Source organism: Pseudomonas monteilii (genome assembly GCA_001534745.1).
GTDB classification, from domain to species: domain Bacteria; phylum Pseudomonadota; class Gammaproteobacteria; order Pseudomonadales; family Pseudomonadaceae; genus Aquipseudomonas; species Aquipseudomonas alabamensis.
Genome location: CP013997.1, coordinates 4,670,832 through 4,686,396 on the forward strand (window position 1 = coordinate 4,670,832; position 15,565 = coordinate 4,686,396).

14 protein-coding genes are annotated in these 15,565 nt (G+C 64.8%); 9 read left to right on the plus strand and 5 right to left on the minus strand.

The annotated features are described in order from the left end of the window. Positions 1-27: 27 nt before the first annotated feature. On the minus strand, positions 28-1,137 hold the full coding sequence (locus APT63_19920) for a DNA processing protein DprA (GenBank protein AMA47711.1): 1,110 nt from the start codon (positions 1,135-1,137) through the stop codon (positions 28-30). Positions 1,138-1,342: 205 nt separating this feature from the next. On the opposite strand from APT63_19920, the gene APT63_19925 reads away from it, so the two are divergent. From APT63_19925 to APT63_19945, 5 genes are read left to right on the plus strand one after another with little or no spacing between them, the layout of a single operon-like run. After that, the gene (locus APT63_19925) at positions 1,343-1,849 is read left to right on the plus strand and encodes a peptide deformylase (protein AMA47712.1); all 507 of its coding nucleotides are present in this window, start codon (positions 1,343-1,345) and stop codon (positions 1,847-1,849) included. Positions 1,850-1,908: 59 nt separating this feature from the next. After that, the gene (gene fmt / locus APT63_19930) at positions 1,909-2,841 is read left to right on the plus strand and encodes a methionyl-tRNA formyltransferase (GenBank protein AMA47713.1); all 933 of its coding nucleotides are present in this window, start codon (positions 1,909-1,911) and stop codon (positions 2,839-2,841) included. After that, on the plus strand, positions 2,838-4,157 hold the full coding sequence (locus tag APT63_19935; GenBank protein AMA47714.1) for a 16S rRNA methyltransferase: 1,320 nt from the start codon (positions 2,838-2,840) through the stop codon (positions 4,155-4,157). Before fmt ends, APT63_19935 begins: the two co-directional genes overlap by 4 nt. A gap of 13 nt (positions 4,158-4,170) precedes the next feature. Then, positions 4,171-5,544 carry a potassium transporter peripheral membrane component gene (gene trkA / locus APT63_19940; GenBank protein AMA47715.1) on the plus strand — a complete coding sequence of 458 codons (1,374 nt, stop codon included), beginning with the start codon at positions 4,171-4,173 and terminating at the stop codon, positions 5,542-5,544. Positions 5,545-5,552: 8 nt separating this feature from the next. Continuing rightward, complete coding sequence (locus APT63_19945; GenBank protein ID AMA47716.1) at positions 5,553-5,900, plus strand: hypothetical protein; 348 nt, start codon at positions 5,553-5,555, stop codon at positions 5,898-5,900. A gap of 51 nt (positions 5,901-5,951) precedes the next feature. Here APT63_19945 and APT63_19950 read toward each other — a convergent pair whose 3' ends face one another. Continuing rightward, on the minus strand, positions 5,952-6,839 hold the full coding sequence (locus APT63_19950) for a lipid A biosynthesis lauroyl acyltransferase (GenBank protein ID AMA47717.1): 888 nt from the start codon (positions 6,837-6,839) through the stop codon (positions 5,952-5,954). Between the two features lie 11 nt (positions 6,840-6,850). Continuing rightward, positions 6,851-7,432 carry a 3-methyladenine DNA glycosylase gene (locus tag APT63_19955; protein AMA47718.1) on the minus strand — a complete coding sequence of 194 codons (582 nt, stop codon included), beginning with the start codon at positions 7,430-7,432 and terminating at the stop codon, positions 6,851-6,853. Positions 7,433-7,514: 82 nt separating this feature from the next. On the opposite strand from APT63_19955, the gene APT63_19960 reads away from it, so the two are divergent. From APT63_19960 to APT63_19975, 4 genes are read left to right on the plus strand one after another with little or no spacing between them, the layout of a single operon-like run. Next, positions 7,515-8,462, plus strand: coding sequence for a glycine--tRNA ligase subunit alpha (locus APT63_19960; protein AMA47719.1), 948 nt, complete (start codon positions 7,515-7,517; stop codon positions 8,460-8,462). Next, positions 8,459-10,513: a glycine--tRNA ligase subunit beta gene (locus tag APT63_19965; GenBank protein ID AMA47720.1), complete on the plus strand. Its 2,055-nt coding sequence runs from the start codon at positions 8,459-8,461 to the stop codon at positions 10,511-10,513. Before APT63_19960 ends, APT63_19965 begins: the two co-directional genes overlap by 4 nt. A 3-nt stretch (positions 10,514-10,516) precedes the next feature. Next, positions 10,517-11,047 carry a histidinol-phosphatase gene (locus tag APT63_19970; protein ID AMA47721.1) on the plus strand — a complete coding sequence of 177 codons (531 nt, stop codon included), beginning with the start codon at positions 10,517-10,519 and terminating at the stop codon, positions 11,045-11,047. Between the two features lie 56 nt (positions 11,048-11,103). Beyond that, complete coding sequence (locus APT63_19975; protein ID AMA47722.1) at positions 11,104-11,886, plus strand: glycerol acyltransferase; 783 nt, start codon at positions 11,104-11,106, stop codon at positions 11,884-11,886. 250 nt (positions 11,887-12,136) lie between these two features. On the opposite strand, the gene APT63_19980 is transcribed toward APT63_19975, so the two are convergent. Continuing rightward, positions 12,137-13,756, minus strand: a complete 1,620-nt coding sequence (locus APT63_19980; protein ID AMA47723.1) for an MFS transporter — start codon at positions 13,754-13,756, stop codon at positions 12,137-12,139. Positions 13,757-13,850: 94 nt separating this feature from the next. After that, a complete protein-coding gene (locus APT63_19985; GenBank protein ID AMA47724.1) occupies positions 13,851-15,497 on the minus strand; it encodes a choline dehydrogenase in 1,647 nt (548 codons plus the stop codon). Positions 15,498-15,565 lie beyond the last annotated feature (68 nt).

The window sequence follows — 15,565 nt, forward strand, 5'->3', positions numbered from 1 at the left end:
TCCCATGAAGATCGATGTGCAGTGTACTTAGCCGGACCGGGCAAACCAACGTCCGCCTTCGCTGCTGACACGCCCTTCGAGTTCCAGCTCCGTCAGGCTGGCCAGGACCTGGGCGAGCGTCTGTCCACTGCTCAGCGCCAGACCCTCGCTGGTCTGCGGGGCCGCGTGCAACAGCGCCAGCAAGGGGTTAGCGTCGTCGCGCCTGGGCGTTTCCGGTACGGCAGCGGGCACCTGCTGCCAACCCCGCAGGCTGTCGAGGATGTGCTCGACGCTTTCCACCAGCAGTGCACCGTCGCGGATCAGCTGATGGCAGCCCTTGGAGCCGACATGGTGGATCGAGCCGGGTATGGCATAGACCTCGCGCCCCTGCTCGGCCGCCAGGCGCGCGGTGATCAGCGAGCCACTGGCCAGGCTGGCCTCAACCACCAGGACGCCGAGGGAAAGACCGCTGATGATGCGGTTGCGCCGCGGGAAGTTCGCCGCCAGAGGGCCGGCGTCTAGGGGAAACTCGGACACCACGGCGCTGCCACCGTCGATCATCGCCTGCGCCAACGTCCGGTGACGCTGTGGATAAAGTTTTTGCAGCCCGGTGCCCAGCACCCCGATCGTGCGCCCGCCAACCTTCATTGCCGCCTGGTGCGCGACGCCGTCGATGCCCAGGGCAAGGCCGCTGGTGATACAGAAACCTGCCTGCGCCAGGCACCGGGCGAACGCACTGGCGGTGTCCAGGGCAGGGGGCGACGCGCGACGGCTGCCGATGATCGCCAGCTGCGGCTGCTCCAGCAGCGCAGGGTCTCCGGCCACGAACAACAACGGCGGTGGCGTGTCGATCTCGGCCAGCAAGGCAGGGTAGCCAGGGCTGTCCCACATCAGCAAATGCTGGCCCGGACGCTCTAGCCAGGCCATGGCAGCCGCTGCGCCGTCGCGCACGGAGGGACTTCGGCGGGCGTCGCTGGCCGCCGCCGGCAGGCCCAGGGCGCGCCAGGCACTGGCCGGTGCGGCGAGTGCGGCCGAGGCACTGCCGAAGGCGTGAATCAGGGTATGGAAGCGACGGGGACCGATCTCGGGCAGGCGCTGCAGGCGCAAACGGGCTTCCAGTTCATGGGGCGGGCAGGGCGAAGTGGCGAGGGTGGACATGGGGATCATCCTTGATCTGAGGCGCGTCATCCAGGCTGAACAATCTGTGGATAACTCTGTTGATAATAGGCGCGCAACCTGTCCATCGATGGGAGCGACAAGGTGCCGTCCATACCCTAGCCGAGCTTTGCCAGGTGCCGAATGACGCGATTCCCTTTATTATGTGTGTTCAGTTTTCAACCGAACGCACAGTACGTCACAGACTATGGCTATCTTGAACATCCTCGAATTCCCGGACCCGCGCCTGCGCACCCTCGCCAAACCGGTGAAGGAAGTCGACGACGCCTTGCGCCAGCTGATCGACGACATGTTTGAAACCATGTACGAAGCGCCTGGCATCGGCCTGGCGGCCACCCAGGTCGACGTCCACCTGCGGGTGGTGGTCATGGACCTGAGCGAAGATCGCAGCGAACCGCGGGTGTTCATCAACCCCGAGATCGAAGAACTGACCCACGACATGGGCCAGTACCAGGAAGGGTGCCTGTCGGTGCCGGGCTTCTACGAAAACGTCGATCGCCCGTTGCAGGTCAAGGTCAAGGCGCTCGATCGCGACGGCAAGCCTTACGAGCTGATCGCCGAAGGGCTGCTCGCGGTGTGCATCCAGCACGAGTGCGATCACCTCAACGGCAAGCTGTTCGTCGACTACCTGTCGCAGCTCAAGCGCGACCGGATCAAGAAGAAGCTGGAAAAGCAGCACCGCCAGCAGGCTTGATTCTTCCCATTTCAAAGGCTTGCTCCGGCAAGCCTTTTTCTTTTGCGAGCGAGAACCCCATGCGCATCGTCTTTGCAGGCACCCCTGAGTTTGCCGCCGAACACCTCAAGGCCCTGCTCGACAGCCCCCATGATGTGGTGGCTGTGTACACCCAGCCCGATCGTCCGGCCGGCCGCGGCCAGAAGCTCATGCCCAGCCCGGTCAAGCAACTGGCCGCGCTGCACGGCATTCCTGTCCTGCAACCGCCGACCCTGCGCGCAGCCGAGGCCCAGGCCGAACTGGCCGCGCTGGCCCCGGACCTGATGGTGGTGGTCGCCTATGGCCTGATCCTGCCCCAAGCCGTATTGGACATTCCGCGCCTGGGGTGCATCAACAGCCACGCCTCGCTGCTGCCACGCTGGCGCGGCGCGGCGCCGATCCAGCGCGCGGTGCAGGCTGGCGATGCCGAAAGCGGGGTGACCGTGATGCGTATGGAAGCCGGGCTCGATACCGGGCCCATGCTGCTCAAGGTCAGCACACCGATCAGTGCCCAGGACACCGGTGGCAGTCTGCACGACCGCCTGGCGAACCTGGGCCCTGCCGCTGTGTTGCAGGCGATCGCCGGGCTTGAGGACGGTTCGCTGTCCGGGGAGATCCAGGACGATACCCTGGCGACCTACGCGCACAAGTTGAACAAGGACGAGGCGCGCCTCGACTGGACTCGCCCGGCCGTCGAGCTGGAGCGCCTGGTGCGTGCCTTCAACCCATGGCCGATCTGCCACAGCACGCTGGAAGGCGCCGCCATCAAGGTGCTGGGCGCCGAGTTATCCACAGAGCAGGGCCAACCGGGTGAAATCCTATCGGCCAGCAAAGACGGCCTGGTGGTGGCCTGTGGCGCACAGTCGCTGCGCCTGACCCGTGTGCAATTGCCCGGCGGCAAGGCGTTGAGCTTTGCCGATGTGTTCAACAGCCGCCGTGAGCAGTTCGCGCCTGGCAAGGTGTTCGGTCAATGAACCCGCGGCTGGCCGCCGCCCGGGCCCTGGCTGCCGTGCTCAGCGGCAAGGCTTCCCTGAACAGCGCCTTGCCGGCGCAACTGGACAAGGTCGAAGAGCGCGACCGCGGCCTGACCCAGGACCTGGCGTTCGGCACCGCACGCTGGCAGCCACGCCTGGACCTGCTGGCCGCGCAGTTGCTGCAGAAGCCGTTCAAGAGCGCCGACAGCGACGTGCACGCCTTGCTGCTGGTGGGGCTCTATCAGTTGCTCTACACCCGCATCCCGGCCCACGCGGCGATCGGCGAGACGGTCGGCTGTGCCGACAAGCTCAAGAAGCCCTGGGCCAAGGGGCTGCTCAACGCCGTGTTGCGCCGTGCGCAGCGCGAGGGCGAAGCCTTGCTGACCGGGCTGGAACGCGACCCCGTGGCACGCACTGCCCATCCGCGCTGGCTGCAGAAGGCCCTCAAGGCGTTCTGGCCGGAAGACTGGGAAGCGCTGTGCGCCGCCAACAACGCTCACCCGCCGATGATCCTGCGGGTCAACCGCCGCCATCACACGCGCGACGCCTACCTGGCCCTGCTGGCAGAAGCCGGTTTCCAGGCCAGTGCCTGCGCCTACAGCCGTGACGGCATCGTTCTGGCCGAAGCCTGTGACGTCCGTACGCTGCCCGGCTTCGCCGAGGGATGGATCAGCGTGCAGGACGAAGCCGCGCAACTGGCGGCGGACCTGCTCGACCTGGCCCCCGGTCAGCGAGTGCTCGACGCCTGCTGCGCACCCGGTGGCAAGACCTGCCACCTGCTCGAGGCACAGCCCGACCTGGCCGGTGTGGTGGCCGTCGACCTGGAAGCCAAGCGCCTGGTCCGGGTACGCGAGAACCTCGATCGCCTGGGCCTGGAGGCCCAACTGATCGCCTGCGATGCCCGGGAGACCGCTGCCTGGTGGGACGGCGCGCCCTTCCAGCGGATCCTGCTCGATGCGCCCTGTTCGGCGACCGGCGTCATCCGTCGCCACCCGGACATCAAGCTGACCCGACAGGCCGAGGACATCCCCGCCCTGGCCACGTTGCAGGGCGAGCTGCTCGATGCGCTCTGGCCGACCCTGGAAGTCGGTGGCATGCTGCTCTACGCCACGTGCTCGAGCCTGCCGACCGAGAACACCGAGGTCATCGAGGCCTTCCTTGCGCGCACCCCCGGCGCCCGCGAACTGGACCTGGCGACCGACGCCGGCCTGCGTCAGCCCCATGGTCGGCAGTTGCTGCCCCAGCAGGGCGGTCACGATGGGTTTTACTATGCCAAGCTGATCAAGATCGCCGCCTCACGCGGACCGAGCCACTGACAGGATTTCCCGGATGAAGATCATCATCCTCGGCGCCGGCCAGGTCGGCGGCACACTCGCCGAACACCTGGCCAGCGAGGCCAACGACATCACCGTCGTCGACACCGACGGCGAACGCCTGCGCGACCTGGGCGACCGTCTGGACATCCGCACCGTGCAGGGCCGTGGATCGTTGCCGACGGTGCTTCGCCAGGCCGGTGCCGACGATGCCGACATGCTGGTGGCGGTCACCAACAGCGACGAGACCAACATGGTTGCCTGCCAGGTCGCCTATACCCTGTTCCACACGCCGACCAAGATCGCCCGGGTGCGGGAATCGTCGTACCTGACACACAAGGAGCTGTTCGACAACGAGGCCATCCCGGTCGACGTGCTGATCAGCCCCGAACAGGTGGTGACCAACTACATTCGCCGCCTGATCGAGCACCCAGGCGCGCTGCAGGTGATCGACTTCGCCAAGGGCAAGGCGCAGCTGGTAGCGGTCAAGGCCTACTACGGCGGTCCGCTGGTGGGCCAGCAGCTCCGCCAGATCCGTGCGCACATGCCCAACGTGGACACCCGGGTCGCGGCGATCTTCCGCCGCGACCGACCGATCAAACCCCAGGGCGACACGGTCATCGAGGCGGACGACGAGGTGTTCTTCATCGCCGCCCGCCATGACATCCGTGCAGTGATGGGCGAGCTGCGGCGGCTGGACGAGACCAACAAGCGGGTGGTGATCGCCGGGGGCGGCCAGATCGGCGAACGCCTGGCCGAAGCCATCGAAAGCCGCTACCAGGTCAAGATCATCGAAAAGAACCTGGCCCGCTGCCGCCAGCTGTCCGACAACCTGGAAAGCACCGTGGTGCTGCAAGGCAGTGCCTCGGACCGGGACCTGATGGTGGAGGAGGGCATTGCCCAGGCCGACATCTTCCTGGCGCTGACCAACGACGACGAGGCCAACATCATGTCCTCGCTGCTCGCCAAGCGCCTGGGCACGCGCCGGGTCATGGCCCTGATCAACAACCCGGCCTATGTCGACTTGGTACAGGGCGGCGAGATCGACATCGCCATCAGCCCGCAGTTGGCGACCATCGGCACGCTGTTGGCGCACGTTCGTCGTGGTGACATCGTCAGCGTGCACTCGCTGCGCCGGGGCGCGGCCGAAGCCATCGAAGCGATCGCCCATGGCGACACCCGTTCGAGCAAGGTGGTCGGCAAGGCCATCGCCGACATCCAGCTCCCCGAAGGCACCACCATCGGCGCGATCATTCGCCATGACCAGGTACTCATCGCCCACGGCGACACCGTCATCGAGACGGGTGACCATGTGATCCTGTTCGTTGTGGATAAGAAATACATCCGCGATGTGGAAAAGCTGTTCCACGTCGGCTTGAGCTTTTTCTAGGAGGCGGCATGCGCGAATCGTTGGAAAAGATGCTGGCCAAGGGTGTGGATAACCCACTGCTGCGCTTCGGGCTCGGCAAGGCCTGGCTGGATGAAGGCAAGGCGAGCGAGGCCGTCCAGCACCTGAGTCGCTGCGTTGCCCTCGACCCGACGTATTCGGCAGCCTGGAAGTTGTTGGGCAAGGCCTGTCAGGCCATGGGCGACCTGGCGGGCGCCCGCCAAGCATGGGACAGCGGCCTGGCGGCCGCCCAACGAAAAGGCGACAAACAGGCCGAGAAGGAGATGACGGTGTTTCTGCGCAAGCTGGACAAGACAGAGAAGGGCACAACGCCTGACAAGAACGACGCGTCGTCCTGAAGACGCGTCGATTCAGCCTTCACTCACCGACCGCGAAGCCTGCCGCTCAACTCAATACCACCGTGCCTCGCCTGCCGGCCGCTTCTTGAAGCGCTTCATGCTCCACATGTACTGGCTGGGGTAGGCGCGTACATAGCGCTCCACCACCTGGCTCATCGCCGCCGCCGAGGTCTCGGTGTCGGTGCTGTACATGGCATCCGGCGCCGCCTCGAGGATGACCTTGAAGCCTGAGCCGTCCGGCAGGCGCAGCGCATGCAGGAACACCCCGACCGCCTTGCCACCGGCCAGCATGTTCGGCACGAACTTGCTGGTCAGCGCCTGGGTACCCAGGAACGGCACGAACACGCCCGCCGACTCGGCCGGCTCCGGATCGGCCGGAATACCGACCTGCCCGCCGCGGCGCACTTCCTTGATGACGCTGAGGATGCCTTCCTTGGTCGAAGGCGCCACGCGGTTGCCCATCTGCACGCGCTGTTGGCGCAGCAGGTCATCGACCGCCTTGAGCTTGGGCGGACGGTAGAAGATGATCGGCTTGCACTGGTCGCAGTAGAAGTGATTGAGCACTTCCCAGTTGCCCAGGTGGCTGGTGATGCCGACCACGCCCTTGCCGGACGCCAGGGCCTCCTGGAGCACCTCCAGGCCTTGCACCTCGCGCACCAGCGCCAACGAGCGGTGCGCCGGCCAGATCCAGGCACAGGCGCTCTCGGTGAAGGACTTGCCGATGTCCATCAAGGCGCGCCCGGCCAGCTGCTCGCGTGCCTCGGGCGTCATCTCGGGGAAACACTTGGCCAGGTTGATGCGCACCACGTTGCGCGAGCCATTGGGCAGCTTCCACATCAGCCAGCCGATACCGGCGCCTACCTTCTGCACCCCGCCCCAGGGCAGCTTGGCGAACAGCCGCAGCATCCCCACCATCAGGGCGCCTTTGAACTTTTCCACAGGCCGACTCCTTATTGATCCAAGGGAGGCATTGTAACGCCTGGCGTGGCCAGCGCGGCGTAGTGATCACAGTCGACGGTATGATCCATGACCATGCCGGTCGCCTGCATGAAGGCGTAGCAGATGGTCGGGCCGACGAAGGTGAAGCCAGCCTTGCGCAAGGCCTTGCTCATGGCCTCGGCCTCGGCGGTGATGGCCGGTACCTCACTGCGGTCGCGGAAATGATGGATCCGTGGCACACCACCGACGAACGACCAGAGCCATTCGGCCGGCTGCTCCAGCGCCAGCCAGGCACGTGCGTTCTGTCGAACCGCCTGGAGCTTGAGCCGGTTGCGGATGATGCCGGGGTCGAGCATCAGTGCATCGATCCGTTCGTCGCTCAGGCGTGCCAGGCGTTCGGGGTCGAAACCGTCGAGCACCTGGCGATAGCGTTCGCGCTTGCGCAGCACCGTCAGCCATGACAGCCCGGCCTGGAAACCCTCGAGCAGCAGCATCTCGAACAGCTGTGCCGGGTCATGCGTGGGCCGCCCCCATTCGTGGTCGTGGTAGGCCTGGTACAGCGGGTCGTCGGTGCACCAAAAGCAGCGTGGCATAAGGCTCCAAGGGTAGAGGGAAGAGCGAATCGGGGTATACTCCCGCTCTTTACATCCGCATCCCTCGATACAGGTGAATTTCGTGAGCCAGCCTACGCCAGCCGTGCGTACCTTCCAAGACCTGATCCTCGCCCTGCAGCAGTACTGGGCCGAGCAAGGTTGTGTGGTGCTTCAGCCCTACGATATGGAAGTAGGCGCCGGCACCTTTCACACCGCCACCTTCCTGCGCGCCGTAGGCCCGGAGAGCTGGAACGCTGCCTACGTGCAGCCCAGCCGTCGTCCGGCCGACGGCCGTTACGGTGAAAACCCCAACCGCCTGCAGCACTACTACCAGTTCCAGGTCGTGCTCAAGCCCAACCCGGCCAACTTCCAGGAACTGTACCTGGGGTCGCTCAAGGCCATCGGTCTGGACCCGCTGGTGCACGACGTGCGCTTCGTCGAGGACAACTGGGAGTCGCCGACCCTGGGCGCCTGGGGCCTGGGCTGGGAAATCTGGCTCAACGGCATGGAAGTGACGCAGTTCACCTACTTCCAGCAGGCCGGTGGTATCGAGTGCTACCCGGTGACCGGTGAGATCACCTACGGCCTCGAGCGCCTGGCCATGTACCTGCAGGGTGTGGATTCGGTGTACGACCTGGTCTGGGCCGACGGTCCGTTCGGCAAGGTCACCTACGGCGACGTGTTCCACCAGAACGAAGTGGAGCAGTCGACCTACAACTTCGAGCACGCCAACGTCGACAAGCTGTTCGAGCTGTTCGATTTCTACGAAAGCGAAGCGAACCGCCTGATCAAGCTCGACCTGCCGCTGCCGACCTACGAAATGGTCCTGAAGGCCTCGCACACCTTCAACCTGCTCGACGCCCGTCGCGCCATCTCGGTGACCGAGCGTCAGCGCTACATCCTGCGTGTGCGGACCCTGGCCCGCGATGTGGCCCACAGCTACCTGCAAGCCCGCGCACGCCTGGGCTTCCCGATGGCGACCCCTGAACTGCGTGACGAAGCGTTGGCTAAGCTGGAGGCGGCACAATGAGTGCACACGATTTTCTGGTCGAACTGGGCACCGAAGAGCTGCCTCCCAAGGCGCTGTCCAGCCTGGGCGATGCCTTCCTGGCCGGTATCGAAAAAGGTCTGCAGGCCGCCGGCCTGAACTACACCGCCAAGCAGGTCTATGCCGCGCCGCGCCGTCTGGCCGTGCTGATCAGCCAGCTCGACGTGCAGCAGCCCGACCGCAGCATCACCGTCGATGGCCCGCCCCTGCAGGCCGCCTTCGATGCCGAGGGCAATCCGACCCAGGCCGCCCTGGGCTTTGCCAAGAAGTGCGGTGTCGAGCTGTCCGAGATCGACAAGAGCGGTCCGAAGCTGCGTTTCTCCCAGCACATTCCCGGCAAGCCGAGCACCAGCCTGCTGCCGACCATCGTCGAGGATTCGCTCAACGACCTGCCGATTCCCAAGCGCATGCGCTGGGGCGCCGGTCGCGAAGAGTTCGTGCGGCCGACCCAATGGCTGGTCATGCTGCTGGGCGACCAGGTGGTCGACTGCACCCTGCTGGGCCAGACCGCAGGGCGTGAATCCCGTGGCCACCGCTTCCATCACCCGGACGACGTCACCATCGCCTCGCCGGCCAGCTACCTCGAGACCCTGCGCCAGGCCTACGTGCTGGCAGACTTCGCCGAGCGTCGCGAACTGATCGCCAAGCGCACCGCCGAACTGGCGTTGCAGCAGGAAGGTACCGCGATCGTGCCGCCTGCCTTGCTGGACGAGGTCACCGCGCTGGTGGAATGGCCGGTGCCACTGGTGTGCTCGTTCGAGGAACGTTTCCTCGACGTGCCCCAGGAAGCCCTGATCACCACCATGCAGGACAACCAGAAGTATTTCTGCCTGCTCGACAGCGAAGGCAAGCTGCTGCCGCGCTTCATCACCGTGGCCAACGTCGAAAGCCGCGATCCACGGCAGATCGTCGAAGGCAACGAGAAGGTCGTGCGTCCGCGCCTGACCGACGCCGAGTTCTTCTTCAACCAGGACAAGAAGCAGCCGTTGGAAACCTTCAACGAGCGCTTGAAGAACGTGGTCTTCCAGGCCCAGCTGGGCAGCGTGTACGACAAGGCCGAGCGGGTATCGCGCCTGGCAGCCTTCATCGCGCCGCACCTGGGCGGCGATGCCCAGCGTGCCGCCCGTGCCGGCCTGCTGTCCAAGTGCGACCTGGCCACCGAGATGGTTGGCGAGTTCCCGGAGATGCAAGGCGTTGCCGGCTACTACTACGCGATCAACGACGGTGAGCCGGAAGACGTCGCGCTGGCCCTGAACGAGCAGTACATGCCACGCGGTGCCGGCGCCGAGCTGCCCCAGACCCTCACCGGTGCGGCGGTGGCCATCGCCGACAAGCTCGATACCCTGGTGGGCATCTTCGGTATCGGCATGCTGCCCACCGGCAGCAAGGACCCCTATGCCCTGCGTCGTGCCGCCCTGGGCGTGCTGCGCATCCTGATCGACAAGCAGCTGGACCTGGACCTGACCGATGCCGTGAGCTTCGCCGTCGCCCAGTACGGCAGCAAGGTCAAGGAGGCCGGCCTGACCGAGCAGGTGCTGGAGTTCATCTTCGACCGTCTGCGTGCACGCTACGAAGACGAGGGCGTCGACGTGGCCACCTACCTGTCGGTACGGGCGCTCAAGCCGGGCTCGGCCCTGGACTTCGACCAGCGTATCCAGGCGGTGCAAGCCTTCCGCCAGTTGCCTGAAGCCGACGCCCTGGCTGCCGTGAACAAGCGTGTCTCGAACCTGCTGGGCAAGGCCGAGGGCGCCATCGCCGCCCAGGTCGAGCCGAAGTACTTCGACAACGCCAACGAGTTCTCGCTGTACTCGGCCATCCAGCAGGCCGACCAGGCCGTGCAGCCGATGGCCGCCGCGCGCCAGTACAAGGAATCGCTGGCACGCCTGGCGGCCTTGCGCGAGCCGGTGGACGCGTTCTTCGAGGCGGTGATGGTCAATGCCGAAGACCCCAACGTACGTGCCAACCGTTACGCCCTGCTCAGCCGCCTGCGCGGTCTGTTCCTGGGCGTGGCCGACATCTCGTTGCTGGGGTAAGCCGTGAAACTGCTGATACTCGACCGTGATGGCGTGATCAACCAGGACTCCGACGCCTACATCAAGTCGTTGGACGAGTGGATTCCCATTCCCGGATCGATCGAGGCCATCGCGCGGTTGAGTCAGGCGGGCTGGACGGTGGCCGTGGCCACCAACCAGTCCGGGCTGGCACGGGGTTATTACCCGCTGTCCACCCTGGAGGCCATGCACGCACGCCTGCGTGCGCTGGTGGCCGACGCGGGGGGTGAAATCGGGTTGATCGTGCATTGCCCCCATGGCCCGGACGACGGATGCGCCTGCCGCAAGCCGAAACCGGGCATGCTGCACACCATCGCCACGCACTACCAGGCTGACCTGGCAGGCGTATGGTTCGTCGGCGACAGCTCGGGCGACCTGGACGCTGCCCTGGCCGTCGGTGCGCAGCCGGTGCTGGTCACCACAGGCAAAGGGTGCAAGACCCTGGCCAAGGGCGTGCCGCAAGGCACGTTGATTTTCGACGATCTGGCAGCGGTTGCCGGAGCACTCATTCCGTAGCACGCCCTTGGCGTGCTTTTCTTGAGCGGGCGTGTCCCGCAACGGTATCTGTCACTATGTCCATCGTGCGGGCGACCAGAATCCTTCTCTTTTACCTGCTGCTGGGGACCAGTTCCCTGCTGTGGTGCTCGCTGAGCTTCTTCATCGCGCCTTTCCTGCCGTTCCGTCAGCGTTACCGCTTCATCAACGTCTACTGGTGCCGCTTCGCAGTCCTGCTGGCCCGGGTGATCCTGGGCATCCGCTATAAAGTGACGGGAGAGGCGAACATTCCCCAGACGCCGTGCGTGATCCTGTCCAATCACCAGAGCACCTGGGAGACCTTCTTCCTGTCGGCCTACTTCCAGCCCTTGAGCCAGGTGCTCAAGCGCGAACTGCTGTACGTACCGTTCTTCGGATGGGCGATGGCCATGCTGCGTCCGATCGCGATCGACCGGAACAACCCCAAACAGGCCTTGCGTCAGGTCGCGAGCAAGGGCGATGAGCTGCTCAAGCAAGGCGTCTGGGTCTTGATCTTCCCGGAAGGGACGCGGGTACCCTATGGGCAGATCGGCAAGTTCTCGCGTGGTGGTACGGCACTGGCGGTGAACGCCGGCCTGCCGGTCCTGCCGATCGCGCACAACGCCGGGAAATTCTGGCCGCGTGAAGGGTGGGGCAAGCGCCCGGGTGTCATCGAAGTGGTCATCGGCGAACCCATGTACGCCACAGGGACCGGCCCGCGTGCCGTCGCCGAGCTGAACGATCGTGCAGCGGCCTGGAATCAGGCGACCCAGGAAGCGCTGGGCTCGATCGAGGCAGACGCCAGGCCCGTCGTGGCGGACAGCGCCAATCCCTTGGCCTGACGCGCTGTGGATAAAATGTGCGCAACTTTTGGATAGCGGTTTAAAAATACACGCAAGATTCTGATTTTATTAGTAATTTTCGTGTATGACGTTTTCTTGAAAATCGTGCATAAGTTTTTTCGTCGGTCGCTGAAAAGCGCGTCACGTCAGCCACTTAGGTGACGCTGAAGAGACCGCGTTTGCCGTCATCGGTCGTCAGGATGAGCGTCCCTGCTCATCCTGCCTCACGCCTCCTACGCTTGTGGGTACTTCATACCTTGTCGATGTCCACGTCGCGTGTTTCCTTGAGACAGAACAACCCGACCACCAGGCTCACGCCGGTGATCAGCACCGGATACCAGAGCCCGTAGAAGATATCCCCGGTATACACCACCAGGGCGAAGGACACAGTGGGCAGGAAACCGCCGAACCAGCCGTTGCCGATGTGGTAGGGCAGGGACATGGAGGTGTAGCGGATGCGGGTGGGGAACAGCTCGACCATGACCGCCGCCAGCGGACCGTAGGTCATCGTGGCGATCAGGATCATGGCGACGATCAATACCACCACCATGGTCTCGTTCACCTGGGCCGGATCTGCCTTGGCGGGGTAACCGGCTGCCTCGACCGCCTGGCGCATGGCCTGCTCGTCGAACCCGGTGATCGACCGGTCACCGATGCTGACCACCACTTCCGCCCCCTGGGTCGCCTGCGATGAGTAGGGCAGGCCCTGCTTGACCAGGAACGTCTTGACCTTGTCACAGGGGCTGTCGAAGCGCGCCTTGCCGATCGGGTCGAATTGGAAGGTACAGCCGCTCGGATCGGCGGTGACGACGATGGGCGCCTGCCGACTGGCCGCATCGATCTGCGGGTTGGCGTAGTGGCTCAAGCCTTTGAACAAGGGGAAGTAGAGCACCGTGGCCAACAGCAGGCCCAGCATCAGGATAGGTTTGCGACCGATCCGGTCCGATAACCAGCCGAAGAACACGAAGAATGGTGCAGCGATGATCACGCTGATGATCAACAACGTCGTGGCCTGGGCTGCATCCACCTTCAACATCTGGGTCAGGAAGAACAGCACGTAGAACTGGGCGGTGTAGAAGGTCACGGCCTGGCCCGCGTTGATGCTGAACAGCGCCGTCAGCACGACCTTGAGGTTGGGCCAGGAGGTGAAGGATTCACGGATGGGCGATGTGCTGAGCTTGCCCTCGGCCTTCATGCGCACGAACGCCGGCGACTCTTCCATGCTCATGCGAATCCAGGTGGAAATCCCCAGCAGCACGATCGACAGCAGGAAGGGCAGGCGCCAGCCCCAGGTCTCGAACGCATCGCCACTGATGTAGCGGCTGCCCAGCACCACGATCAACGAGAGCAGCAGGCCCAGGGTGGCGGTGGACTGGATGAAGCCGGTATGAAAGCCGCGCTTGCCAGGTGGTGCATGTTCCGCCACGTAGGTGGCCGCACCGCCGTATTCTCCGCCCAGGGCCAGCCCTTGCAGCATGCGCAACAGCACCAGCAGGATCGGCGCGGCGATGCCGATGGTGGCATAGGTCGGCAGCAGGCCGACCGCGAAGGTGGACAACCCCATCAGCACGATGGTGACGAGGAAGGTGTACTTGCGTCCGATCATGTCGCCCAGCCGGCCGAACACCAAGGCGCCGAAGGGACGTACCAGAAAGCCCGCCGCGAAGGCCATCAACGCGAGAATGAAGGCCGTGGTGTCATTCACGCCCGCGAAGAACTGCTTGCTGATCACCGCCGCCAGGGCGCCGTACAGGAAGAAGTCATACCACTCGAAGACCGTCCCCAGGGACGAGGCGAAGATCACCTTTCGCTCTTCTCGAGGGGATACGCTGGCAGCGGCGGCGCCGTGCCCTTGGATGTAGTTCGGCATGGTCGTTATCCTCGGCCCTTGAGGCCACAGTGATTATTCTTGTTGTTCCACTGCAGACAGCCACCGACGACTGGGCTGTCACCGATCGTGTCCGTCAGGACGTGGGTAGGTGTGCGGGGTCCTCCAGGCGATGCTCGATGGGTAGCGCCTTGATCAGGCGCGCGGCCTTCTCGGCGATCATGAGGGTAGGGGTGCAGGTGTTGCCCGACACGATGGCCGGCATGATCGAGGCATCGGCGACACGCAGGCCCGGTACGCCGCGAACGCGCAGTTGGCTGTCGACCACATCCAAGGTGCCATGACCCATTCGGCAGGTACCGACCGGGTGAAAGATGGTGGTGCCGATCTGACGCGCCGCCTCATGGAGCGCTTCGGTGCTCTGCAACGCGGGGCCCGGCAGATATTCCTGGGGATCGAAGGGCGCCAGGGCCGGCGCGGCGACGATCTGCCGGGTCAGGCGAATGGCATCGGCAGCGACCCGCAGGTCGTCTTCTTCGGCCAGGTAGTTGGGATCGATCAGGGGTGCCTGGCTCATGTCCGCCGAGCGAATGTCGATCCGGCCACGACTGACCGGGCGCAGGTTGCAGACCGACGCCGTGAAGGCCGGAAAGCGGTGCAGCGGCTCGCCGAAGCGTTCCAGCGACAAGGGCTGTACGTGGTACTGGAGGTTGGGTGTAGCCTGCCCCGGATCCGAGCGGACGAAGGCGCCCAGCTGGCTAGGGGCCATGGCCATTGGGCCGCTACGGTCATACAAGTAGCGCAGGCCCATGCCCAGCTTGCCCCAGGGGCTGTTGGCCATCTGGTTGAGCGTGCGCGTGTTGCGCACCTGGTAGACCAGACGCAATTGCAGATGGTCTTGCAAGTTGCCGCCTACACCCGGCAGTTCATGCCGCACGCCGATGCCCAGGCCCTCGAGCAGGCCTTTGGGACCGATGCCCGAGCGTTGCAGGATACCGGGCGACCCGACGGCGCCGGCACACAGGATGATCTCGCGACGTGCCTCGAAGGTCTCCCAACGCCCATGGTGCATGGCCCTGACCGCCGTGGCCCGGGTCTGGTCGAGCAGGACCCGGTCGACCTGGACATTGGTGAGCACGGTCAGGTTGGGCCGCTGCTGGATGGGTTTGATGAAAGCTTTCGAGGCGTTCCAGCGCACGCCCTTGCGCTGATTGACCTGAAAGTAGCCGCTGCCCTGGTTGTCACCGGTATTGAAGTCATCCACCTTCGCGATGCCCACCTGTGCGGCAGCATCGCGGAAGGCTTCGAGGATCGGCCACTGGTAGCGCTGCGACTCCACGCGCCATTCACCCTGCGCCCCGTGATGGTCGTTGGCGCCGCCAAAGTGACGCTCGCACGCCATGAACAGGGGCAACACGTCCTTCCATGACCACCCGACATTGCCCTGTTCGGCCCAGCGATCGTAATCGGCTGCCTGTCCGCGCATGTAGATCATGCCGTTGATGGACGAGCAGCCCCCCATCACACGACCGCGCGGGTAGCCCAGGCTGCGTCCGCTCAACCCCGGCTGTGGCTCGGTCTTGAAGCACCAGTCCGTGCGTGGGTTGCCGATGCAGTACAGATAGCCGACGGGTACGTGAATCCAAGGGTAGTTGTCGCGGCCGCCCGCTTCGAGCAGCAGCACCCGGCAGGTCGGGTCGGCGGACAAACGGTTGGCCAGCAGGCAGCCGGCGGGGCCTGCGCCTACCACGATATAGTCGAAGCGCGAATCGACTGGCGGCATGGGAACGACCTCGTGATCGCATGTTGTTCTTGTCGCGCTTAAGGTTAGTGTCTAATTTCGTTAACGAA